The organism is Streptococcus sp. HMSC067A03, from assembly GCF_001814295.1.
GTDB lineage: Bacteria > Bacillota > Bacilli > Lactobacillales > Streptococcaceae > Streptococcus > Streptococcus constellatus.
On sequence record NZ_KV815650.1, the window covers coordinates 118607 to 141296 of the forward strand.

Annotated in this window: 25 protein-coding genes; all 25 read left to right on the forward strand. The window is 37.1% G+C overall.

Annotation, left to right across the window (positions count from 1 at the left end):
* The first annotated feature begins 89 nt into the window (after positions 1 to 89).
* The 25 genes from HMPREF2963_RS04720 (at position 90) to HMPREF2963_RS04830 (ending at position 22690) form a co-directional block, all read left to right on the forward strand.
* A complete protein-coding gene (locus tag HMPREF2963_RS04720; protein WP_070669012.1) occupies positions 90 to 2099 on the forward strand; it encodes a hypothetical protein in 2010 nt (669 codons plus the stop codon).
* Positions 2096 to 2725: an ABC transporter ATP-binding protein gene (locus HMPREF2963_RS04725; RefSeq protein WP_006269784.1), complete on the forward strand. Its 630-nt coding sequence runs from the start codon at positions 2096 to 2098 to the stop codon at positions 2723 to 2725. Before HMPREF2963_RS04720 ends, HMPREF2963_RS04725 begins: the two co-directional genes overlap by 4 nt.
* A gap of 155 nt (positions 2726 to 2880) precedes the next feature.
* Positions 2881 to 4149, forward strand: a complete 1269-nt coding sequence (locus HMPREF2963_RS04730; RefSeq protein WP_048801170.1) for a competence/damage-inducible protein A — start codon at positions 2881 to 2883, stop codon at positions 4147 to 4149.
* Between the two features lie 48 nt (positions 4150 to 4197).
* The gene (gene recA / locus HMPREF2963_RS04735) at positions 4198 to 5343 is read left to right on the forward strand and encodes a recombinase RecA (RefSeq protein WP_006269775.1); all 1146 of its coding nucleotides are present in this window, start codon (positions 4198 to 4200) and stop codon (positions 5341 to 5343) included.
* Between the two features lie 86 nt (positions 5344 to 5429).
* A complete protein-coding gene (spx, locus tag HMPREF2963_RS04740; protein ID WP_003026638.1) occupies positions 5430 to 5828 on the forward strand; it encodes a transcriptional regulator Spx in 399 nt (132 codons plus the stop codon).
* 84 nt (positions 5829 to 5912) lie between these two features.
* Entirely contained in the window at positions 5913 to 6482 is a 570-nt protein-coding gene (locus HMPREF2963_RS04745) for an SP0191 family lipoprotein (protein WP_037598406.1), read from the forward strand.
* A 104-nt stretch (positions 6483 to 6586) separates the two neighbouring features.
* Positions 6587 to 7144 (forward strand): SP0191 family lipoprotein, encoded by a 558-nt coding sequence (locus HMPREF2963_RS04750; protein ID WP_049476441.1) that lies wholly within the window; start codon positions 6587 to 6589, stop codon positions 7142 to 7144.
* A 123-nt stretch (positions 7145 to 7267) separates the two neighbouring features.
* Positions 7268 to 7534: an IreB family regulatory phosphoprotein gene (locus HMPREF2963_RS04755; RefSeq protein WP_009569646.1), complete on the forward strand. Its 267-nt coding sequence runs from the start codon at positions 7268 to 7270 to the stop codon at positions 7532 to 7534.
* Positions 7534 to 7953 carry a Holliday junction resolvase RuvX gene (gene ruvX / locus HMPREF2963_RS04760; protein WP_003071469.1) on the forward strand — a complete coding sequence of 140 codons (420 nt, stop codon included), beginning with the start codon at positions 7534 to 7536 and terminating at the stop codon, positions 7951 to 7953. The genes HMPREF2963_RS04755 and ruvX overlap by 1 nt, the downstream gene beginning before the upstream one ends.
* A 17-nt stretch (positions 7954 to 7970) precedes the next feature.
* Positions 7971 to 8282, forward strand: a complete 312-nt coding sequence (locus HMPREF2963_RS04765; protein ID WP_003027765.1) for a DUF1292 domain-containing protein — start codon at positions 7971 to 7973, stop codon at positions 8280 to 8282.
* A 200-nt stretch (positions 8283 to 8482) separates the two neighbouring features.
* Positions 8483 to 9727: a bifunctional folylpolyglutamate synthase/dihydrofolate synthase gene (locus HMPREF2963_RS04770; protein ID WP_070669015.1), complete on the forward strand. Its 1245-nt coding sequence runs from the start codon at positions 8483 to 8485 to the stop codon at positions 9725 to 9727.
* Positions 9728 to 9775: 48 nt separating this feature from the next.
* Positions 9776 to 10213 carry an SP_0198 family lipoprotein gene (locus HMPREF2963_RS04775; protein ID WP_003071462.1) on the forward strand — a complete coding sequence of 146 codons (438 nt, stop codon included), beginning with the start codon at positions 9776 to 9778 and terminating at the stop codon, positions 10211 to 10213.
* A 297-nt stretch (positions 10214 to 10510) separates the two neighbouring features.
* Complete coding sequence (locus HMPREF2963_RS04780; RefSeq protein WP_070669018.1) at positions 10511 to 11257, forward strand: MSCRAMM family protein; 747 nt, start codon at positions 10511 to 10513, stop codon at positions 11255 to 11257.
* A 98-nt stretch (positions 11258 to 11355) separates the two neighbouring features.
* Complete coding sequence (locus HMPREF2963_RS04785; protein ID WP_006270508.1) at positions 11356 to 11814, forward strand: Spy0128 family protein; 459 nt, start codon at positions 11356 to 11358, stop codon at positions 11812 to 11814.
* Positions 11815 to 11955: 141 nt separating this feature from the next.
* The gene (gene cls / locus HMPREF2963_RS04790; RefSeq protein WP_003071454.1) at positions 11956 to 13488 is read left to right on the forward strand and encodes a cardiolipin synthase; all 1533 of its coding nucleotides are present in this window, start codon (positions 11956 to 11958) and stop codon (positions 13486 to 13488) included.
* A 67-nt stretch (positions 13489 to 13555) separates the two neighbouring features.
* A complete protein-coding gene (locus HMPREF2963_RS09565; protein ID WP_003071451.1) occupies positions 13556 to 13687 on the forward strand; it encodes a hypothetical protein in 132 nt (43 codons plus the stop codon).
* Between the two features lie 54 nt (positions 13688 to 13741).
* On the forward strand, positions 13742 to 15274 hold the full coding sequence (locus HMPREF2963_RS04795) for a heme transporter CcmD (protein WP_070669021.1): 1533 nt from the start codon (positions 13742 to 13744) through the stop codon (positions 15272 to 15274).
* 107 nt (positions 15275 to 15381) lie between these two features.
* Positions 15382 to 17592 carry an anaerobic ribonucleoside-triphosphate reductase gene (gene nrdD, locus HMPREF2963_RS04800; RefSeq protein ID WP_070669024.1) on the forward strand — a complete coding sequence of 737 codons (2211 nt, stop codon included), beginning with the start codon at positions 15382 to 15384 and terminating at the stop codon, positions 17590 to 17592.
* Positions 17593 to 17600: 8 nt separating this feature from the next.
* Complete coding sequence (locus tag HMPREF2963_RS09240; RefSeq protein WP_003038368.1) at positions 17601 to 17741, forward strand: hypothetical protein; 141 nt, start codon at positions 17601 to 17603, stop codon at positions 17739 to 17741.
* Between the two features lie 59 nt (positions 17742 to 17800).
* Positions 17801 to 18298 (forward strand): GNAT family N-acetyltransferase, encoded by a 498-nt coding sequence (locus tag HMPREF2963_RS04805; protein WP_039677808.1) that lies wholly within the window; start codon positions 17801 to 17803, stop codon positions 18296 to 18298.
* A 4-nt stretch (positions 18299 to 18302) separates the two neighbouring features.
* Entirely contained in the window at positions 18303 to 18908 is a 606-nt protein-coding gene (nrdG, locus tag HMPREF2963_RS04810) for an anaerobic ribonucleoside-triphosphate reductase activating protein (RefSeq protein ID WP_003038320.1), read from the forward strand.
* Positions 18909 to 19092: 184 nt separating this feature from the next.
* Complete coding sequence (locus HMPREF2963_RS04815; RefSeq protein WP_070669027.1) at positions 19093 to 20544, forward strand: LCP family glycopolymer transferase CpsA; 1452 nt, start codon at positions 19093 to 19095, stop codon at positions 20542 to 20544.
* Positions 20545 to 20546: 2 nt separating this feature from the next.
* Positions 20547 to 21281 (forward strand): capsular polysaccharide biosynthesis protein Cps4B, encoded by a 735-nt coding sequence (cps4B, locus tag HMPREF2963_RS04820; protein WP_049476450.1) that lies wholly within the window; start codon positions 20547 to 20549, stop codon positions 21279 to 21281.
* A gap of 8 nt (positions 21282 to 21289) precedes the next feature.
* Entirely contained in the window at positions 21290 to 21988 is a 699-nt protein-coding gene (locus tag HMPREF2963_RS04825) for a Wzz/FepE/Etk N-terminal domain-containing protein (RefSeq protein ID WP_006270511.1), read from the forward strand.
* Between the two features lie 9 nt (positions 21989 to 21997).
* Entirely contained in the window at positions 21998 to 22690 is a 693-nt protein-coding gene (locus tag HMPREF2963_RS04830; protein ID WP_070669030.1) for a tyrosine-protein kinase, read from the forward strand.

Sequence of the window (22690 nt, forward strand, 5' to 3'; positions counted from 1 at the left end):
ACGATTTAATAAACTTATTGTGGAGGGGAAAGCCTGCATAGTAGAATTTCAGTTTTTCCCTCTTTGTTTTTGTTGTAAAGGAGTCTTGTATGAAGTGGCGGCTAACCGTTCTTTCTTTATTTGTCTTACTAATATCATTTTTATCTTTAGGTGCTGTTAAAGAATTTGGGAACGACATTCCTTATCCTGCGCAGGCAGCTTTTTCATTGACGGGCTCTAGTGAGGTTGATAAAAACCAAATTTTTGATAAAATACAGGAAATTGCAGATAAAAAGCAATTAACTATTTATCGTCCTTTTTTAGATAAAAGTGGTCAGCAAGCTACATTTGTTTTTGGAAAGATACAGCGCAAAAATCAATCTTATATCACGGGTCGAGGAGTCTTGGCAGCAAGTACCGCGACTGGTATGTATTATTCTAGTAAGGCGCTACCGACAGAATTAAAAACAGAATTGCAGCGATTTGGCTTGACTTACACAGGAGCAGACCTTCCGTGGTACTTAGTGCCAATCAACTTTCTATTTATGAATTTACGCTCTCTGGCAGTTTGGACTTTATTTTTTGTTTTTGCTGTGCTTCTTTTTGCAGTCAAAATGCTTTATGTTAAAAAAGCTATGATTCAGCGCAGTCTGGGGCTTTTTGATAGAGAATTTCGGCGTTCACTTTGGTTGGATTCTACTATTTTGATTAGCACAGGAATCCTTGTGTGGCTACTTTTTGTTTTATGGCAAGGTAGTATGGTAAATGTTTATGTTAAGACGTTTAGCTTATTACTATTTCTCAATCTCTTTATTTTGATGGTTATTAGCTTACTTGTCAATCTACTTTTTGCTTTAAATGTTCGCCTTATGGGAGCTGTAACTGTCTTGAAGAATAAAAAATCAAATCCGTTAGTACTTTATATCTGGCTTTTTGGAATTTTGCTATCTTGCTTTATCTTTGGCGTGACTGCATCGGAAAGTGTTAAAACCATTTCCAAATCTGCCCAAGAAATAGCTGTTTTGGGAAATTGGAAAATAGCTCAAGATTATGCTGCGATCACTTGGTTTGAAAATACCGCTACTCATACTGATGAAAATCATCAAATTGATTCAACATTTATAAAAGAAAATGCTGCGAAGCATAGACAATTGATTCAATCTTTTGGGACAGATGGCTGGCTTTATTCAGAGCAATCTAGCCTTAGCCCAGATCGAACTAAGCACGCTCCGGAAGAATTTAAGCAGGAGCTGGTAAGAAATGGTGTCGATAGTAAAATTGCAGAAACATTGTTCTATGTCAATACAGGATTGATGAATAAAAATAAAAAATTGTATCCTCAAAATAAGTATGGGCAAGCACCGAAAGAAAGCTTAGGTGTTATCTATATTCCAAAAAGTCAGATGGCTCACATAGACAATATTCGTAAGATAATTAACTATGAGCACTTCCGATATTCAGCTTTAAAAGCTGAGGATTTTCAAATCGTAGAAATTCCTGATGGACAGAAGACTTTTCTTTTTAACCATAAAGACGGTCCAGATGAATTATTGGCTAAACAAGAAGTAGTGAACAAGATTTTAGTGCAAATCAATTTTCACAATCTACCAGCAGATGCAGCTTTTGATAACTATTATACAGTTCTTGCAACAAAAGGAGCTTTTAAACAGAAATGGATAAAAGAAAAGATTAGCCAAGCTGGTTTGACTCATTTTTCTAGTATGACAAATATTTCAGAGCAACTATTATTAGCTCGTGAAAACATTGTTAGCCAACTGACAGGGACGATTACTGCTCTACTGATGTTAGTCTTGGCGCAGTTCTTTATTATTTATGAATATATTACCACTCGCATGAAACAAAAAGCGAAAAAGATTTCTTTACAAAGTTTGTTAGGAGCAAGTAGCTATCTAGAAATTTTTCAGTCTTTACTGCCATTGATAGCAGGCATTTTATTCATCAGTGCATTGACAATTTTAGTGATGAAAGGTAGTTTCCTAGTAGTTGGTTTAGTAGGAGTTCTTTATGCGTTTGAGATAACTGCTATGTCTTATTTTGCTTTAATGAACGTCAGAAAAAATCGTGTTCAGATTATAAAAGGAGATTTTGAAATACTATGATTGAGATAGAAAATTTAGCGAAAAAATATGGACGAAAAACCGTCTACAGCCATGTCAATCTACATTTTGAAAGGAATCAATCCTATGCTTTAGTTGGGCTTTCGGGTTCTGGAAAGACAACATTGTTAAATGCAATTGCTCGTTTAGAAAAACCAGATCAAGGCAGAATTTTGCTCAATAAGCAAGATATTTGGAAAATGAAGGAAAAAGATTATTTTAAACATTATCTGGGCTATGTCTTTCAAAATTATGCTTTGGTGGAAGAAGAAACAGTTTTCGACAACTTGAAACTATTGGCGGGTAAATCAGAAATTCTGATAGCTTTAAAACAGGTTGGACTAAATGAGTCTGTCATGAAGTCCAAAATTTATGAGCTTTCCGGTGGTCAAGCTCAACGGGTTTCAATTGCGCGATTATTATTAAAAAAAGCGAAAGTCATTTTGGCAGATGAGCCGACAGGTGCTCTTGACCAGCAAACAGGAAAATCAATTATTGATTTGTTGCTTAGTTTAGTTGCATCAGACACTGTGGTTATTTTTGCGACGCATGATCCAAATGTTTTTGAACGAGTTGATCAGGTCGTTGATATCACACAGATTAGTGGCTCATTAGAACAGTCATATTAGATTGATTGACAAACAAAAAGAGGCTATGTCTCTTTTTGTTTGTCAAGATACTATAGATGATATGCTGAGCAACTTGAAAATTGTTTTATTAACAAATTTTAATCTTTTTTATGATAAAATAAGACCAAATTGCGAATAGTAAGATAGGAGGTTCTATGAAAGCAGAAATTATTGCTGTAGGTACTGAAATTCTGACCGGGCAAATTATCAATACGAATGCTCAATTTTTATCGGAAAAGTTAGCGAGTCTAGGGATTGATGTTTATTTCCAGACTGCTGTCGGTGACAATGAAAATCGTCTTTTATCTATTTTGGAAATTGCAAAGAAACGGAGCGATCTTGTCATTCTTTGTGGTGGCTTGGGTCCAACAGAAGATGACTTGACCAAACAGGTGTTGGCAAAATTTTTAAATCGCAGGTTGGTCTTTGACCAAGTAGCTATGGAAAAATTAGATCGTTTCTTCGCGAGTCGACTGGACTATGTTCGAACACCAAATAATGAGCGGCAAGCTCAGATAGTGGAAGATTCGACTTCTCTACAAAACGAAACCGGACTTGCGGTAGGGGGCGTGATTGAAGTAAGTGGTGTAACTTATGTTGTTCTGCCCGGTCCACCTAGTGAATTAAAACCTATGGTGAACAATGAGCTGATTCCGATTTTAGCAACGGATCAAAAATTGTATTCAAGAGTTTTGCGCTTCTTTGGCATTGGTGAAAGTCAATTAGTAACTCTTTTAGGAGATTTAATTGATGCTCAGATCGATCCGACCATTGCTCCTTATGCTAAGACGGGAGAGGTGACATTGCGATTGTCCACAAAGGCTAGCAGTCAAAAAGAAGCAGATACTAAGTTTGCTTATTTGGAAAAGAAAATTTTAGCTGTACAGACTTTTGAGAAACAACGTTTAGTGGACCTTTTCTATGCTTATGGAGATGATAATTCTCTAGCGCAGACAACTTTTGAATTGTTGAGGAGAGCAGGCAAGACTGTTACAGCAGCCGAAAGTTTGACTGCAGGCCTTTTTCAAGCAACTTTGGCAAACTTTTCTGGAGCCTCTAATGTCTTTAGTGGTGGCTTTGTCACTTACAGTATGGAGGAAAAGAGCCGTATGCTGGACATTCCTTTGGCAGACTTGGAAAAACATGGAGTTGTTTCTGCTTTTACAGCAAAGAAAATGGCTGAGCAGGCCAGAAAATTGACTGCCAGTGACTATGCAGTGAGTTTGACGGGTGTGGCAGGTCCAGACAGCTTAGAAGGATATCCGGCAGGGACAGTTTATATTGGCTTAGCAACCACAGAGAATGTACAATCTTTTAAGGTTAATATTGCCGGTCGTAGTCGGACTGATGTACGAAAAATAGCTGTTCTGCATGCTTTCAATCAGTTACGAAAAACTTTATTAAAAAACGAAAATATGCTATAATAATTAGATAGTCGAGAAAATTAATTTATCACTATACAGGAGAAATAAATGGCGAAAAAACAAAAAAAATTAGAAGAAATTTCAAAGAAATTTGGTGAGGAACGTCAAAAAGCGTTAGATAATGCACTTAAAAATATCGAAAAAGATTTTGGTAAAGGGGCAATTATGCGTTTGGGTGAGCGCGCTGAACAAAAAGTTCAAGTTATGAGCTCAGGTAGCTTGGCGTTAGATATTGCACTTGGTGCAGGAGGGTATCCAAAAGGTCGAATTATTGAAATCTATGGACCAGAATCATCTGGTAAGACGACAGTGGCCCTCCATGCTGTTGCTCAGGCTCAGAAAGAAGGCGGAATTGCGGCCTTTATTGATGCTGAGCACGCTCTGGATCCGGCGTATGCGCAAGCTCTTGGGGTTAATATTGACGAATTACTCCTTTCTCAACCAGATTCTGGCGAGCAAGGACTAGAAATTGCTGGGAAATTGATTGATTCTGGTGCAGTAGATTTGGTGGTCATCGACTCTGTGGCAGCTCTTGTACCGCGTGCTGAAATTGATGGTGATATCGGAGATAGCCATGTTGGTTTGCAAGCGCGTATGATGAGTCAAGCTATGCGTAAACTATCTGCTTCTATCAACAAAACCAAAACGATTGCGATCTTCATCAACCAACTACGCGAAAAAGTTGGTATTATGTTTGGAAATCCAGAAACAACACCGGGCGGTCGAGCTCTTAAATTTTATGCTTCTGTCCGTCTGGATGTCCGTGGCAATACTCAAATCAAGGGAACTGGTGATGAAAAGGACACTAATGTCGGTAAGGAAACCAAAATTAAGGTTGTGAAAAACAAGGTGGCTCCGCCATTTAAAGAAGCCTTTGTGGAAATCATGTATGGTGAAGGAATTTCCAAAACAGGTGAGCTCATCAAGATTGCAACAGACCTAGATATTATCAAAAAAGCGGGCGCGTGGTATTCTTACAATGATGAAAAGATTGGGCAAGGGTCTGAAAATGCTAAGAAATACTTAGCAGATCATCCAGAAATTTTTGATGAAATTGATCACAAGGTTCGAGTTCACTATGGTTTGATTGAGAATGATACTGAAGATGAAAAAAATGCAGAAGCAATTAAATCAGCAAACAAAGTAGAGGAAGTGACTCTAGACTTGGACGATGCGATTGAGATTGAGGAATAATTTTTTAAAAATAGGTCGTAAGACGGAGGGATTTTATGGTATAATATAGTATGATAATAGTACCGTGTGGCGAAAGGAGTACTTACATGATTACAATTTATACTGTCTCAAGTTGCACTAGTTGTAAAAAAGCAAAAACATGGCTCAATGCTCACCAGTTAACTTATAAAGAACAAAATCTTGGTAAAGAAGGGATTACAAAAGAAGAATTGTTAGATATTCTAACAAAAACTGAAAATGGGGTTGCAAGTATTGTGTCTTCAAAAAATCGTTATGCAAAAGGTTTAGGCGTAGATATCGAAGAATTGAGTGTGAGTGAAGTGATTGATTTGATTATGGAAACGCCACGTATTTTGAAAAGTCCTATTTTAGTAGATGATAAACGTCTTCAAGTAGGATACAAAGAAGATGATATTCGTGCATTCCTACCTCGCTCGGTTCGTAATGTTGAAAATACAGAAGCGCGTTTACGCGCGGCCTTGTAAAGAGTGGGATTTCCACTCTTTTTTATTTCAATGTTTATTGATATTAAAAATATGATAAAATAAAGAATGAGGAGGAGTTAATCTATGAAAAGAAGCCTAATTTTATTAACCATTATTCTTACAGTCTTAGTAGGCTGTGGTCAAAAGAAAGAAACAAAATCAAAAGCAAGCAAACAATCTATTGATAGTACGTTGCCAGTTATTGCAAATGCTGAAAAAGAAACGGTTGTGACGAAAAAATTATCGTTTCCAAAAACAGCTGAGGGAGTTCAGCAAACGCAAACAATTACTTACAAAGGGAACCAATTTTTAGGTTTAACGATTGAACAAATTTTGCCGATGAAAGAAGAATTAAAAAAAGTGGTTGCTGAGGTTGGAGTTGCTGAGGCACAAAAATTATTGGAAAAATCTTTGGCTGAAGATGAAAAATTTACACAAGCAAAAAATTTGCAAGGCTTTTCAACCTCTTTGGAAATTATAAATGAGCAAGAATTGAAGCGAACTCATACGTTTGATTTTCAAGTTTTGGATGTTAATAAAGCCGCAAATACTGAGTATTTAAAGAATATGAAATTAAAAGAATTTTTAAAAATGAAACCAAAAGAATATGTTGAAGATCAGATTGCCAGTGGTGCAACGGAAGTCAATCAATAACTTGTTAAACATGAATTGATTTTTTAGACGGCTCTTTTTGACAACGCTTACAAAAGATGGTATACTATTCTTATAAAGCTCTAAAATACAAGGAGGATATTTTTATGAGAAAATCGGTTGTTTTGTTAGGAGCAAGTTTGTTGCTGCTCACAGCTTGTGGTCAAAAATCCGGTCAGAATCAGTCAGGGGATAGTAAGACTGGTTCGAGTGTTGTGAAAAAGGATTCTGTTGTGACCAAGTCTTTTCAACAAAAACAGACTGTCCAAGGGATTGAACAAACACTTACGCAAACTATTTCTTATGAAGGAAAAACCTTTAAGAAGTTTGTGATAAATCTTGAACAAATACTTCCTGAAAATATGAAGAGTGTATTAGCGGGTCAAGATTTAGAAAGCACTAAGCCGCACTTGATTTCTGCTTTTGAAAAGGCTGCAGGATTGGATAAATTTAAGTCTTTGGGCGGTGTTGATGTTAAAACAGACATTACAAAAGACTATATTATTAAAGTTGCAATCAATATTGATATGAGCAAAATCAACCTTGATGAAGCATCAAAACTGGATACATATGGCTCTATGTTTTCAACTATCAAAAATTTAACACCCAAACAATATATTGAATCTGTCAAAGCAGCTGGTGCTAAAGAAGTTGCAAATCCATGATTTTATAGGTGTATATGAAACAAAAAAAGCTGAAATTTATTCAGCTTTTTTCAACCCCTTTCATTTGTGAAAAGTCTTGAAATGTGCTATAATATGGGTATTCTAGTGAAAGAAGGTGTAATTGTGGGATTTACAGATGAGACAGTACGTTTTAATCTTGATGATTCAAACAAAAAAGAGATTAGTGAAACATTGAAAGATGTCTATGTGTCGCTGAATGAAAAGGGCTATAACCCAATCAACCAAATCGTAGGATACGTGCTTAGTGGTGATCCTGCGTATGTACCTCGCTATAATAATGCACGAAATCAAATTCGTAAATATGAACGTGATGAGATTGTAGAAGAATTAGTTCGTTATTATTTGAAAGGACAAGGCATTGATCTCTAATGAGAATTATGGGGTTAGATGTTGGTTCAAAAACAGTTGGTGTTGCAATTAGTGACCCACTTGGTTTTACAGCTCAAGGGCTTGAAATTATTCCCATCAATGAAGAACAAGAAGAATTTGGTTTTGAGCGTTTGACTGAACTTGTCCAAGAATATAAGGTGGACAAGTTTGTTGTGGGTCTTCCTAAGAATATGAACAATACAAGCGGACCACGTGTAGAAGCAAGTCAGGCTTATGGGACTAAGATTGAGCAGCTATTTCATTTGCCAGTTGAATACCAAGATGAGCGCCTAACAACAGTAGCTGCGGAGAGAATGTTGATTGAGCAAGCGGATGTGAGCAGAAAGAAGCGAAAAAAAGTGATTGATAAGCTCGCAGCGCAGCTTATATTACAAAATTATTTAGATCGAAATTTTTAATAAATAAAGGAGAAAACATGGCACACGATCATAACCATGACCATGAACACGAAGAACGTGAACTAATTACTTTAGTGGATGAGCAGGGAAACGAAACTTTGTTTGAAATTCTCTTGACCATTGATGGAAAAGAAGAATTTGGGAAAAACTACGTTCTATTGATTCCAGCTAGCGCAGAAGAAGATGAAAATGGCGAGGTAGAAATTCAAGCCTACTCGTTTACTGAAAATGAAGACGGAACCGAGGGTGACCTCCAACCAATTCCAGAAGATTCAGATGCTGAATGGGATATGATTGAAGAAGTTTTCAATAGCTTTATGGAAGAATAAAAATTGCGTACACTAGCTTTTCGTATTACAAACAATGAAGAGATTGAAAGGCTGTGTGAATAGTTATTTTTATGGTATACGAATGAGTGGTTGGTTAATTCCCATGTGGAGCAAGAGTTCCAGCCATTCAAGTGAATTGTGGGGTGTGACATGAACCAAAGTCTGGTTCTGTTTCACTCCCTTTTTGCTGGGAGAAGAATATGAATGAAATTGAAACGTGGCTAGAGAGCCGCATTGGTTTAAATTTTCGCTCTGGTTTAGAGCGAATGAGGCAGGCTATAAGTCTTTTGGATCATCCGGAAGAAAATTATCCCATTATTCATGTGACAGGAACGAACGGAAAAGGCTCAAGCATTGCTTTTATGAGTCAATTATTTGCAGAGCATAAAAAGAAGGTGGGAACCTTTACGTCACCTCATATGGTGAGCATTTATGATCGGATTTGTGTCAATCATAAACCAATCTCTGACAAGGATTTTGTTAGAATTGGGCGCCGTATTCAAGCAATGGAAAGGCAACTTTTGCAGACACAAGATCCATTATCTTATTTTGAAATTTTAACACTCATAGCTTTATTGTATTTCGAAGAAGAGCAGGTAGATGTGGCTTTAATTGAGGTGGGAATTGGTGGACTTTTAGATGCAACAAATGTAGTGATAGGAGATGTTGCGGTTGTAACGTCTGTAGGATTGGATCATCAAGAAACATTAGGAGACTCCATAGTAGCAATTGCTGAGCAGAAAGCGGGGATTTTCAAGAAAAAGGAACGAGCTGTTATCGGGCCGCTGGCTGAAGAAGCCAGGAGGGTCTGCGAATTGCGCGCAGATGAGTTGGGAGTTGTTTTGTATGAATACGGTAGGGATTTTTCATTTTCAAAAGGACAATTTTCTAATCAAGATAAAATGATAGTTGGTTTACAGCTGGGTCTCAAAGGTACTTATCAGGAAGAAAATGCAGCTGTTGCTTTGCAAAGTTTTCTTTTATTCATGAAACAGCAAAATTGGCAACCACAAGTAAAATGGATACGCAAGGCTTTGCAAGAGACCCATTGGGCAGGGAGACTGGAATATTTTGAGAGAGGAATTTATTTGGACGGGGCTCACAATTTACCCGCTTTGTCACGTTTGGTGGAGTTTATTCGCCAGCAAGAACAAAAAGAAATTTTTCTTTTATTCGGTGCTTTGAAACGTAAAAATTATCAGGGAATGCTGTCTTATCTAAAACAAGAATTGCCAGATGTGCGGTTGACGATAACGACATTTGAGGATGACTGTGCAATAGACAAGCGGAATCTGACAACTGAAACCTATGTTTCCTCTTATCGGGAGTTTATTGAACAATTCATTAAAAAATCTACTGATAGTCAGCTTCTTTTTGTGACAGGTTCTCTTTATTTCATTGCAGAAGTTCGTGCTTTTCTTTTGGAGAAAGAATTGACTGCTTGAAACGAGAAATAGTAGAATAGAAATGTAATCAAAAAAGGAGGGAATCAAATGGTACAATTAAAGAAACTTGGCTATGCCACATTTTTTCTAATAGGGCTTATCATTTTGACATCGTGTGCCAAGTCTAATCAAACTTCATCATCATCTCAATCTATCTCAAGCAGTCAATCAACTACAGTCTCAAGTGAGAGCAGCACTTCGTCAACTATTGCAGAAAATTCGGTAGAAAAATTAGACGGTACTTATAAAGGTATGGACGAAGAAGATGAGATCACTTTGGTTATCAAGGGAAACAGTGGCACGTGGACAGAAGAAGAGCCAAATGGTAAGAAAGAAGTAAAACAAGTGAGCATTGATCCAACAAATCAGCGAATGACGATTGGTGACGACATTGAGCGTTATATGATTAATGGTAATCAGTTGACAATTGAGGATATTGAGCAAGAAAACGGCGAAAATGATACGGTTGTTTTAACGAAGCAATAACTTATTTGATATTGGAGCAATGACTCTTAATAGAAAAACTAAATAGTAGCTTGCAAATGTAGGAGGTTGAGTTCAGATATTTCATCAGTTTTTATAACCACTGCTTTAAATTGTGTTTGTTTTACCCACCGCTCCAAATGGTTTATAAATTGTTCGCTTCGTGGATTTTATCTGCGTTCGCTAGTGATTCTCTATACTGGAGTTATGTGAGAATGAAAAAAGTTTAGTATTTCAGAAAAAATTTAGAAATAAGAAGATGAGGGAAGAGAATTTGACTAACTTTTTGAAGTGTAATAGGTGATAAAAACGAACAGCGAGAGAGAATTTTTTCAACTTACGGTAAATCGAAATACAGTACCAGTAGGAAAGGTGGATTTTGAAGGGGGAAGACAAGTTAAAAAGATAGATCTTACAAAATCAGGTAGCTATAAAACAGATAAGATTATCAGTTATCACATTTCTATTAATCAGTCTGGTAAAGAGATTTCTGATGCCAAAGTAACAGACATTCTGAGTACTCCTAAAATTTCTTATATTAAGAACAGTTTCAAAATTGAAAAAGGTAAGTGGGTGATTGTAAATAATCGTTGGGTATTGAAGAATAAAATAAATGTCACGGAACAATTTACAATCAATTTCATATCTGACTCACAATTTTCGGTTGATTTAGGTCATATCAAAGCAGGAGAAGGTTATCGTATTAACTATAAAGCTAAAGCAAACTATAATTTACAGAATGGAGAAATTGTTGAAAATATTGCTTCACTTTGGTCAAGTAAAATAAAAATCATAAATTCCATAATGAAGACTACTTACAGAGAAGCAGGCGGAAATGCAGAAGATTATGTTTACTCAATCACGCTGCATAAAAAGGATGAAGTTTCTGGCATGCCTTTAACGGGAGCTATCTTTAGGGTTATACGAGATCGCAACGGTACTACAGTTGGGGAATTTATCACAGATAGTGCAGGGGAAGTAACAAGTCTGAATCTATTAAAAGATACTTATAAAATTAAAGAAATAAAAGCTCCGGCTGGATATTAGCCATTTAAACGAAAGTTTAAGATTACTCCGGATAAGTTTAATAATGAGAAGACTTATGATTTGGAAGTTCTCAATAAACGAGGATTGGTTGAGGTCAATTGAAAGTTAAGAAATTATTAATTGGACGTGATTTAAAGGCAGGTGAATTTGAGTTTGAACTCAAAGGCACAGAGGATAATGTCCACCAAGTCAAGAAAAATGCTGTTAATGGTGATGTGATTTTCGATACTATTGAGTACACGAAAGTGGGAACATATCATTATATGATTACTGAAAAAGATACGAAACTTCAAGGTGTAATCTATGATAAAAAAGTGATCAAAGTAACAGTGACTGTTACAGACAATAGTTCGCGTATACTAGAAACTAAAGGTCGATATGATCAGGATGTTAAAGCTTTTAAAAATAGCTATACCCTACCAGCAACACCGCCGAAGAAAGGTTTGCCTAAAACAGGAATAGCTGTTCATTACTTAGCAATCTTTATGGATATGATATTGTTAGTGGGTGCAGTTTACTTCATCAAGAAAAAAATAAGTCTAGAGGTGGAAGCCTAATGAGAAATGGAGAGCCGAATTAGGTTCCCTTTTTTATTGAAAGTTTTAAAAATGATTTGAAAATCAAGCAAGACTTGACTTTGGCTTGATTTATTAGGTAATCCCCGTTATACTAGTACTAAATACTGATAGGGAGAGAATATGAGTTTTAGGAAATTTCAGCTATTGATGTCAAAATATGGTTTTAGCATCATTACTATGGTGTTAGAACTGGTGCTTGTTTTTTGGTTTTTCTTTTGGCTCGGTCGATGGACGCCTACTTTATGGATTGCCTTTGTGATTTTGTTCAGTGTGGCAACGATTTTGGCGATTGTCAATCGTTCAATGACGCCAGAAAGCAAAGTAACCTGGCTTTTAGTGGCTTTTATTCCAGTCTTTGGACCGTTGCTTTATCTGATGTTTGGTGAGCGTCGTTTGTCTAGAAGTGAATTGAAACAGTTGAAAAATATGGATCAAATGAAATTTCGTGAGGATAATAGTTATGAGTTGCGTTTAGAGTTGAAAAATACAGATAAGTCAGCTTATGGGATTATCAAATCACTTCTTAGCATGGATCATAATGCGGATGTATATGACGGTACGGAATCACAATTTTTCCCTTTAGGCGAAGAAATGTTTCAAAAAATGCTGGAAGATTTGCGTAAGGCAGAAAAATTTATCTTTTTGGAATATTATATTGTGGAAGAAGGTCTCATGTGGAATAGTATTTTGGATATTCTGCGTGAGAAAGTAACTCAAGGTGTCGAAGTGAAGATGCTCTATGATGATATTGGCTGTATGGCGACTCTTCCTGGCGACTACACCAGTCGATTACAAGCTATAGGGATTGATGCCCATAAATTTAACAAAGTGATTCCGCGAATGACAGTAGCTTATAATAATCGAGATCATCGTAAAATTCTTGTTATTGATGGGCAGATTGGCTATACTGGAGGGGTCAATTTAGCAGATGAGTACATTAATCACATTGAGCGTTTTGGTCACTGGAAAGACGGTGGGATTCGTTTAAATGGTCGTGCAGTAAAGGCCTTGACACGTCTTTTTCTTATGAACTGGTATATCAACCGTGGAACCATTAGCGATTTTGATCAATATCATTTGGACAATAAAGCAATAGATGCATCAGGACTTTATATTCCGTATGGAAGCGGACCTAAGCCTATGTACAAAGCTCAAGTGGGTAAAAATGTCTACCAAAATATTATCAGTCAAGCGACAGATTATGTGTATATTGCTACACCGTACTTAATTATTGATTATGACTTGACAGAAGACATTAAAAATGCAGCTATGCGTGGGGTAGATGTGCGGATTGTGACCCCTTCCATTCCAGATAAAAAGCTGATTCAACTCATTACGCGAGGCGCTTATCCAGACCTGATAGCAGCTGGGGTGCAGATTTACGAATATACCCCAGGTTTTATTCACAGTAAGCATGTGGTGGCAGATGATGATTTTGGTGTGGTTGGAACAATCAACTTTGATTATCGAAGTCTGGTTCACCACTATGAAAATGCTATTTTGATGTATAAAACGCCTTCTATGTTTGACTTAAAACAAGATTTTGAAAACCTTTTTGAGAATTCTCAAGAAATTCATGAGGATACTATTAAAAATACTTGGTATCAACGTTTAATCAAAGAGATTGTCGAATTGTTTGCGCCGATGCTATAAAAATTTCTCTTGTATGAGAGGAATTTTTTCTTTTTTACGAATAATTTAGTAAAAAGAAGGCGAAATAATGATACATCTAACACAAGAAGAACAAGAATTTTTGCAAAAGTATACAAACAGAAGTCATCACCGTTTTCGAGATTTGGAATATTATGCCTTGCTTTTGCAAAAGATGAAGATTGTGTCAGAATCAAGCTGACAGATAGAGGAGATTTTGGTATACTAAATAAGACTGATATCAAGGAGAATCTTTATGCACGACACAATGCTTGAACAAGGGCCAATGGTAGAGAGTATTCACGAAGAAAGTGAACAGAAAAAATTTTTTGTAGAACCTACACCGACGCCGTTTGTCGTTTTATTTTTGTGGAGCTTATTATTGAGTGTTTTAAGTGTTGCCAATCCATTTTTGACCAACTTTGCTACTAATCTGCAATCTCAAAATTTATATGCTGGATGGGCAATGGCGCAGGGGCAGGTTATTTATGGAAATATTTATGGAACGAGTGGTTTGCTTTATTATCTAACTAATTGGGTGGGTAGTCTTTTCATGGGCAATATTTTATTTGCAGTAGTGCAGTGCTTTGCCCTATTTGTTGCAGGAATTTTTCTTTTTAAAATTGTTTACCAATTAACAACTGTAAGGAATACCTCTGTAAAGATTCTTTCTTTATTTTATGGATTAACCTTAGCTTTGGGCTGGGGCGGTTTATATTCTAGTATTTTTGCTTTTCCTTTTGTATTTGGTGCACTGTACTTTCTGATGCGCTATGTTGCAGGAGAAGCTAGTGACAGAGGTTTTATTGGTTTTGGTGCGCTCGGTACATTGATGTTTATGACAGATCCGATGACAAGTCTCGTGTTTTATTTAGTGGCTTTCCTTGTTTTGTCAGCTTATAATATTAGTGTAAAGAAAAAAGTACATGGCCTTTATCAATTTTTAGCAGCACTTGTAGGCTTTTCGTTTCTATTTTATCCTTTAGGCTATTATACGGTTTTAAATGGTAGCTTTGGTCTTGCGATTAGTCAGATTCTTTATCCGTTGGAAAGCTTACGCTTTGCAGGGCAGCACTTGTTGTATAATGGTTTACTTTATGGTGGGTTAATCATTGGAATTGGTTTAGTGTTTTCTTGGGTGAGAAGTTTTTCATTGCCAGCAAATTCTTTGGAACGTTTCCTGCAGCTATTTAGTTTTTTCGCGTCCTTAATTTTAGTTTTATTTGTTTTCTTTTTGCCAGATCAAGGCGCTTATCAGCTGTTGCCTGTTTTGCCATTCTTCCTGATTCTGCTCAGTATGTGGTTAGGAAAAAGTAAACTTAAAAGAGGTGGACGTCATAGCCGTGTACAAAAATCTACATCTATTTTAGGAACGTATGTTGCAAAAAATGCTTTCTTGCCGCTTTTAGCAGTTGCTTACTTAATTGGTTCTCCGCTTGTTAATCACTATATTTTATCTTCAGGTGAAGCAAGTGAACGTGTTTCTGCGGCAAATTATATCAAAGATAAAGCGAAGAAGACTGATAAAATCTATGCTTGGGATAAAACAGCAGCGCTTTATCAGGCGAGTAGACACTTATCTGCAGTGCCAATTTTAACACCTAGCTTGTACCAAGGAACCGATGAAAACAAAATGGCGCTAGCTAGGAGTCTGAAAGAAAATGCACCAACTTATATTTTAGTGAATAATCAAGTGCCTGTTCTTCAAGATGTGCAAAAACAAATTCAGAAAAATTATGAGAAAACTGACCTGGAACTTCATCATTTCAAGCTTTATAAATTAAAATGATTTAATCAATATCTTGTGTTTAAAATAAAATTTTAAGTTTTTCACCACAAGATATTGATTTTTTTTATGAGAGTGATATAATATGATTTATACGAATGGAGGAGCTCATGATAGCATTAAAAGAAGAAACAGTACAAGGTTTTGCTGATATTTATGTTGAAAAACGTGACGGTCGTCGTGTGGCTTTTGACGCAGATAAGATTTATAAAGCGCTTGTCAAAGCTAGTCAAGAAGTAACGACGATGACGCCGTTGTTAGAAGCAAAACTTGAAGGGATTACCAATAAAATTGTAGCAGAGGTGATTGAACGCTTCCCTGCTGGTGTTAAAATTTATGAAATTCAAAATATCGTTGAGCATGAATTGTTGCAAGCCAATGAATATGCTATTGCGGAAAGTTATATTACTTACCGTACCCAACGCGATTTTGCGCGTTCAAAAGCAACAGATATCAACTTCACAATCGGCAAATTGCTGAATAAAGATCAAGCAGTTGTCAATGAAAATGCCAACAAGGACAGTGATGTTTTCAATACTCAACGTGATTTGACAGCGGGGATTGTTGGGAAATCAATTGGTTTGCAAATGCTGCCGCCGCATGTAGCAAATGCCCATCAAAAAGGGGATATTCATTATCATGATTTGGACTATAGCCCATATACGCCGATGACAAACTGCTGCTTGATTGATTTCAAAGGTATGCTGGGAAATGGTTTCAAGATTGGAAATGCAGAGGTGGAAAGTCCGAAGTCTATTCAAACTGCGACTGCGCAAATTTCTCAAATCATTGCCAATGTTGCCTCTAGTCAGTATGGTGGTTGTTCAGCTGATCGAATTGATGAAGTTTTAGCGCCTTATGCTGAAAAGAATTACGAAAAGCATTTGAAGGATGCGCGTGAATGGGTCGTTCCTGAAAAACAGGAAGAGTTTGCTTGGGAAAAGACGAAAAAAGACATTTACGATGCCATGCAGTCTTTGGAATATGAAATCAATACCTTGTTTACGTCAAATGGACAAACCCCATTTACATCGCTTGGTTTTGGTCTTGGCACCAATCGTTTTGAGCGTGAAATTCAAAAAGCTATTCTTCAAATTCGCATTAAAGGTCTGGGGTCTGAACATCGGACAGCTATTTTTCCTAAATTGATTTTCACGTTGAAGCGCGGATTGAACTTAGAACCGGATAGCCCAAACTATGATATTAAACAGCTGGCTTTGGAATGCGCTACGAAACGGATGTACCCAGATGTCTTGTCTTACGACAAAATTGTGGAATTAACAGGTTCTTTTAAAGTTCCAATGGGCTGCCGTTCTTTCTTACAAGGCTGGAAAGATGAAAACGGTCAAGAAGTCAATTCTGGTCGGATGAATCTTGGTGTTGTGACGGTCAATCTTCCACGAATTGCCCTTGAATCTGAAGGCAACATGGAGAAATTCTGGGAAATTTTTAATGAGCGGATGAATATTGCTGAAGATGCGCTCGTCTACCGTGTTGAACGCACCAAAGAAGCGACTCCAGCTAATGCTCCTATTCTTTATCAATATGGTGCTTTTGGAAAACGTCTAGGTAAATATGATAAGGTGGATCAACTCTTTAAGCATCGTAGAGCCACAGTTTCTCTCGGCTATATTGGTCTGTATGAAGTGGCTACAGTCTTTTATGGTGGTGAATGGGAGCACAATCCAGAAGCCAAGAAATTTACAGTCGATATCGTTCGTGAAATGAAACGCCGTGTAGAAGAATGGTCTGACCAATATGACTACCACTTCTCTGTTTATTCTACACCGTCTGAAAGTCTGACAGACCGATTTTGTCGTCTGGATACAGAAAAATTTGGTCTTGTAAAAGATATTACAGATAAGGAATACTATACGAATAGTTTCCACTATGATGTCCGTAAAAATCCGACACCGTTTGAAAAATTAGATTTTGAAAAAGATTATCCAGCAGCTGGGGCTTCAGGAGGCTTTATTCACTACTGTGAATATCCTGTTCTACAACAAAATCCGAAAGCACTCGAATCAGTCTGGGACTATGCGTACGATCGTGTGGGCTATCTTGGAACCAATACTCCGATTGACCATTGTTACAAGTGCGATTTTGAAGGGGACTTCACGCCAACCGAACGTGGATTTACTTGTCCAAACTGCGGCAATAGCGATCCTAAGACAGTTGATGTTGTGAAGCGAACTTGTGGTTATCTTGGAAATCCTCAAGCTCGTCCGATGGTAAATGGACGTCACAAGGAGATTTCGGCTCGTGTTAAACACATGAATGGTTCAACAATCAAGTTTGAAGGACATCATATAGAAAAATAGGAACTTTCATGGGAAAATATCAATTAGACGATAAAGGGAAAGCACAAGTCACACGCTATCATGAAAAACACTCGAAAGGTGGAGTCAACAAGAAAGCTCGTGTTACAAGTTTGCGAGAACAATTTTTGCAAAAAGCAAAGAAAAAATAAGGGAAAGAGTGAGGTCTGCATGAAGCTAGTCTCACTCTCTTTCTATCAAGGTGTGAAATATGAAATTAAGACGACCAAGATTGGAAGATAAGGACGCAGTCATGGCTCTCATAATGGAATTTGAAAGTTTGAATGCCGCACATGATGGTGGTTTTTGGAACGAGGAGGATTTTGATTATGAAGATTGGATTGCTGGGAACCGAGATGCAGAAATGGGTCTCAATATTCCTGATACCTGGGTGCCAGCTATACAACTTGTCGGATTTGATGAAGGACAAGCAGTTGGTTTTTTAAATTTGCGCCTGCGCCTAAATGAATACTTACTCGAACACGGCGGTCATATAGGCTATAGTGTTCGTCCATCTATGCAAGGGAGAGGCTATGCCACTTCGATGCTGAAAGAAGGACTTCTTGTTGCTGCTTCAAAGAATATTCACCAAGTGCTGGTGACTTGTGCGGTAGATAATCCAGCTAGTCGAGCAGTAATTTTAAAAAATGGCGGAATATTGGAAGATGTACGAGCCGGGAAAGAGCGCTATTGGATAGATTTGGAGTAGAAAAATGACATGGAATACACCGAAGCCAGGTGAGTGGAAAAGTGAAGAGTTAAGCAAGGGGCGTATTATTGACTATAAAGCCTTTAATTTTGTGGATGGTGAAGGGGTGCGTAATTCCCTCTATGTCAGCGGCTGCATGTTTCATTGTGAGGGCTGCTACAATGTAGCGACCTGGTCGTTCAATGCCGGGATTCCTTATACGCAAGAGCTGGAAGAGCAAATCATGAAAGATTTGGCTGAGCCCTATGTTCAAGGACTGACCTTGCTAGGAGGAGAGCCTTTTCTGAATACTGGGATTCTCTTGCCCTTAGTCAAGCGTATTCGACGAGAGTTGCCTGACAAAGATATTTGGTCTTGGACGGGCTATACATGGGAAGAAATGATGCTGGAAACACCAGATAAACTTGAACTTCTTAGTCTCATTGATATTCTGGTAGATGGTCGTTTTGATAAGGCAAAACGAAATCTCATGTTACAATTTCGAGGTTCCTCTAATCAGCGTATTATTGATGTACAAAAGTCTCTCAAAGCTGGAAAAGTGATTATTTGGGATAGATTGAATGATGGCACAGAAAGTTTTGAGCAGGTTAATCGAGATAAAACAGAATAAATTTGAACCAAGGTAGGAATTGATTGTTCCTACTTTTTTGTTGTTTAAAATGTAATGGCGAAAGATTGCATTGAAAACGCATTTATAATTTAAAGTTTTTGTAATTCTTAAAGAATGTTTAACTTTCAGTTATTTTATGCTATAATGGAGTAATAAAATGGATAATTCTACGTAGGGGTTTAAAATGGTCCAAAAAAGATTGCGCTCTTCTAAGAAGAGAGGTTATCGAATCTTAAATATTGCTTTGCTAATCGTTTTTGCATTGCTAACAGCATTATTGGTTTTTTCAATGTTTCGGTATAATATTCTAGCATTTCGGCACTTGAATATTTTACTATCAATCTTGCTAGTAGCCGTAGCACTAGTGACTGGCTTTTTAATTTTTAAAAATAAAGCGCGTGTCACAACGACTATTATTCTCATTTTGGCTATTTTAGTTAGTTCAGGTGCGATGTATGCCATTAAAGAAGTGCTGGATTTGTCTAATGGTCTAAATGCAACATCCAACTATTCTGAATATGAAATGAGTGTGGTGGTACCGGCAAATAGCGACATTAAAGATATTAGCCAAGTGAAAAATGTTCTTGCTCCGACAGCAAATGATGAAAAAAATATCAAGGCATTAACAAACAACTTAGCAAAAACTAAAAAAGTCAATCTAACGGTTGATCAATCTTCTTCTTATCTGGCAGCTTATAATTCTTTGAGGAATGGTGAAGCGAAGGCTATGGTGCTAAATAGTGTTTTTGAAAGTGTTATCGAAAACGAACATCCAGATTATGCTTCAAAAATTAAGAAAATCTATACTTATAAGATTAGTAAGAAAATAGAAAATGCGCAATCACCAGCTACCAACAACGATGTCTTTAACATTTATGTTAGTGGTATTGACACTTATGGTCCCGTTTCGTCTGTATCTCGTTCGGATGTGAATATCATCATGACAGTGAATCGCAAAACAAAAAAAGTGTTATTAACAACAACACCGCGTGATGCTTACGTACCGATTGCTGATGGTGGCAACAATCAAAATGATAAATTGACGCATGCTGGCATTTATGGTGTGGAAGCGTCCATTCATACATTGGAAAATCTCTATGGCATTAAAACCAACTATTACATCCGACTCAATTTCACTTCTTTCCTCAAGTTAGTGGACTTGTTAGGTGGTATTGACGTTTATAATGACCAAGAATTTACAAGTTTGCACGGGAATTATCATTTTGGTGTAGGAGATGTTCATCTAAATTCTGAGCAGGCTCTAGGCTTTGTGCGAGAACGGTATTCATTGAGTGGCGGAGATAACGACCGTGGTAAAAATCAAGAAAAAGTAATTGCGGCAATTATTAAAAAGTTGACTTCAACACATGCTTTGAAGAATTACAATGAGATTATTTCAGGTTTACAAAATTCAGTTCAAACCAATATGAGTCTTGAAACGATGATGAATCTCATTAATACACAACTAGAATCTGGCGGTAGTTATACTGTGACTTCTCAAGCTGTTACAGGTGAGGGACGGACAGATCTTCCGTCTTATGCTATGCCAGATGCGAATCTTTACATGATGGAATTAACTCAAGATAGCTTGAATGCAGCCAAAGCGGCAATTCAGAAAGTGATGGAAGGTAAATAAGATTGATTGATATTCATTCGCATATTGTGTTTGATGTAGATGACGGTCCCAAGACACGTCAGGATACGCGAGAGCTTTTGACGGAAAGTTATCGCCAAGGAGTTCGAACGATTATTTCAACTTCTCATCGTAGAAAGGGAATGTTTGAAACTCCTGAAGAAAAAATCGCGGCAAATTTTCATGAGGTTCAGCAAATCGCTAAAGAAGTGGCGGACGACCTCACCATTCTTTATGGTGCCGAAATTTACTATACTAGCGATATTTTAGAAAAATTGGATAAAAAAATTATTCCAACTTTGGGTGGAACGAGTTATGCTCTGATTGAGTTTAGTATGACAACTCCGTACAGAGAAATCCACAGTGCTTTAAATAATGTTCTGCGTTTAGGGATTACACCAGTTGTAGCCCATATTGAGCGTTATCATTGCTTGGAAAACGATGTGAAAAAAGTGCAAGACTTGATCAACATGGGATGTTATATGCAAATCAATAGCTCCAGTGTCCTAAAGCCGAAGTTATTTAGTGGCGATAAGTATAAATTCATGAAGAAACGGGCGCAGTTCTTTATGGAGCAGGATTTAGTCCATTTTGTAGCGAGTGATATGCATAATTTAGGTCCGCGCCCCCCTTATATGCAGGAGGCCTATCAAATCATTTCTAAAAAATATGGCAAAGCATACGCTGACATGCTATTCCGTGAAAATCAAGAAATATTATTAAAAGATGAATTAATTTAGGAGAAGAAATGAAAAATCAAGATAATCAGACGATGGAAATTGATGTTCTATCATTAGTTAAAAGTCTATGGAGACGAAAATTTCTCATCGTTGTGACAGCTTTTGTGATGGCTATCATTACTTTAGGATATAATACCTTTATTATAAAGCCTAATTATACAAGTTCTACAAGGATCTATGTAGTAAATCGACAGCCTAGTGATAATTCCACATTGACAAACCAAGATTTGCAGGCTGGATCGTACTTGGTTAAAGACTATAAGGAAATCATTTTATCGCAGGATGTATTAGCCAAAGTAATCTCTGACTTAAAATTAAATATGCAGCCAAGTGCACTAGCTAAGAAGATTACAGTCACTGTTCCGACCGATACACGTATTGTCTCAATAGCCGTTTCAGATGGTGATGCAAAGGAAGCTGCGCGTGTTGCTAATAGCCTTCGCCAAGTAGCAGCTGAAAAGATTATAGCTGTTACAAAAGTAGCAGACGTGACGACATTAGAAGAAGCAGAAGTACCAAACTCTCCTTCTTCACCGAATATCAAACGCAATACCTTAATTGGTTTCTTAACTGGAGGAGCCTTGATTTCAATGGTTATTATTATCGTTGAAGTGTTGGATGATCGAGTGAAAAAGCCAGAAGATGTGGAAGAAGCGTTAGGAATTACTCTTCTTGGAGTTGTGCCGAATATGGATAAACTAAAATAGGAGGAAATGATGCCAAGATTAGAATTAGCTAAAAATAAAGAGAAAGCTCTCAAAAAGTCAGAAGAATATTACAACGCTTTAAGAACCAACATTCAGCTTAGTGGAGAAAATATTAAAGTTATTGCTGTTACTTCTGTACAGTCTGGTGAAGGGAAGTCAACAACTTCTACTAATCTAGCTATTGCTTTTGCACGATCAGGCTATAACACTTTGCTGATTGATGCAGATATTCGTAATTCAGTCATGTCGGGAGTTTTTAAAACACGTGACAAAATTACAGGTTTGACAGATTATTTAGCTGGTGCAGCTGATTTATCAAACGGTTTATGTGATACAAATGTTGAAAATTTATTTGTGATTGAAGCAGGGCAGATTTCGCCCAACCCAACTGCACTTCTTCAAAGTAAGAATTTTGGGATGATGATTGATATTTTACGAAATCATTATGATTATATTGTCATCGATACTCCTCCTATTGGAATTGTGATTGATGCAGCCATCATTGCTCAAAAATGTGATGCTAGTGCGTTAGTGGTTGAATCAGGAAATGTAAAACGTAAAGCTTTACAAAAAGCTAAAGGGCAACTAGAGCAAACAGGCACTCCATTCTTGGGAGTTATTTTAAATAAGTATGATACACAGTTAGAAAAGTACGGTTCTTATGGTAATTATGGAGACTATGGGAACTATGGCAAGAAATAA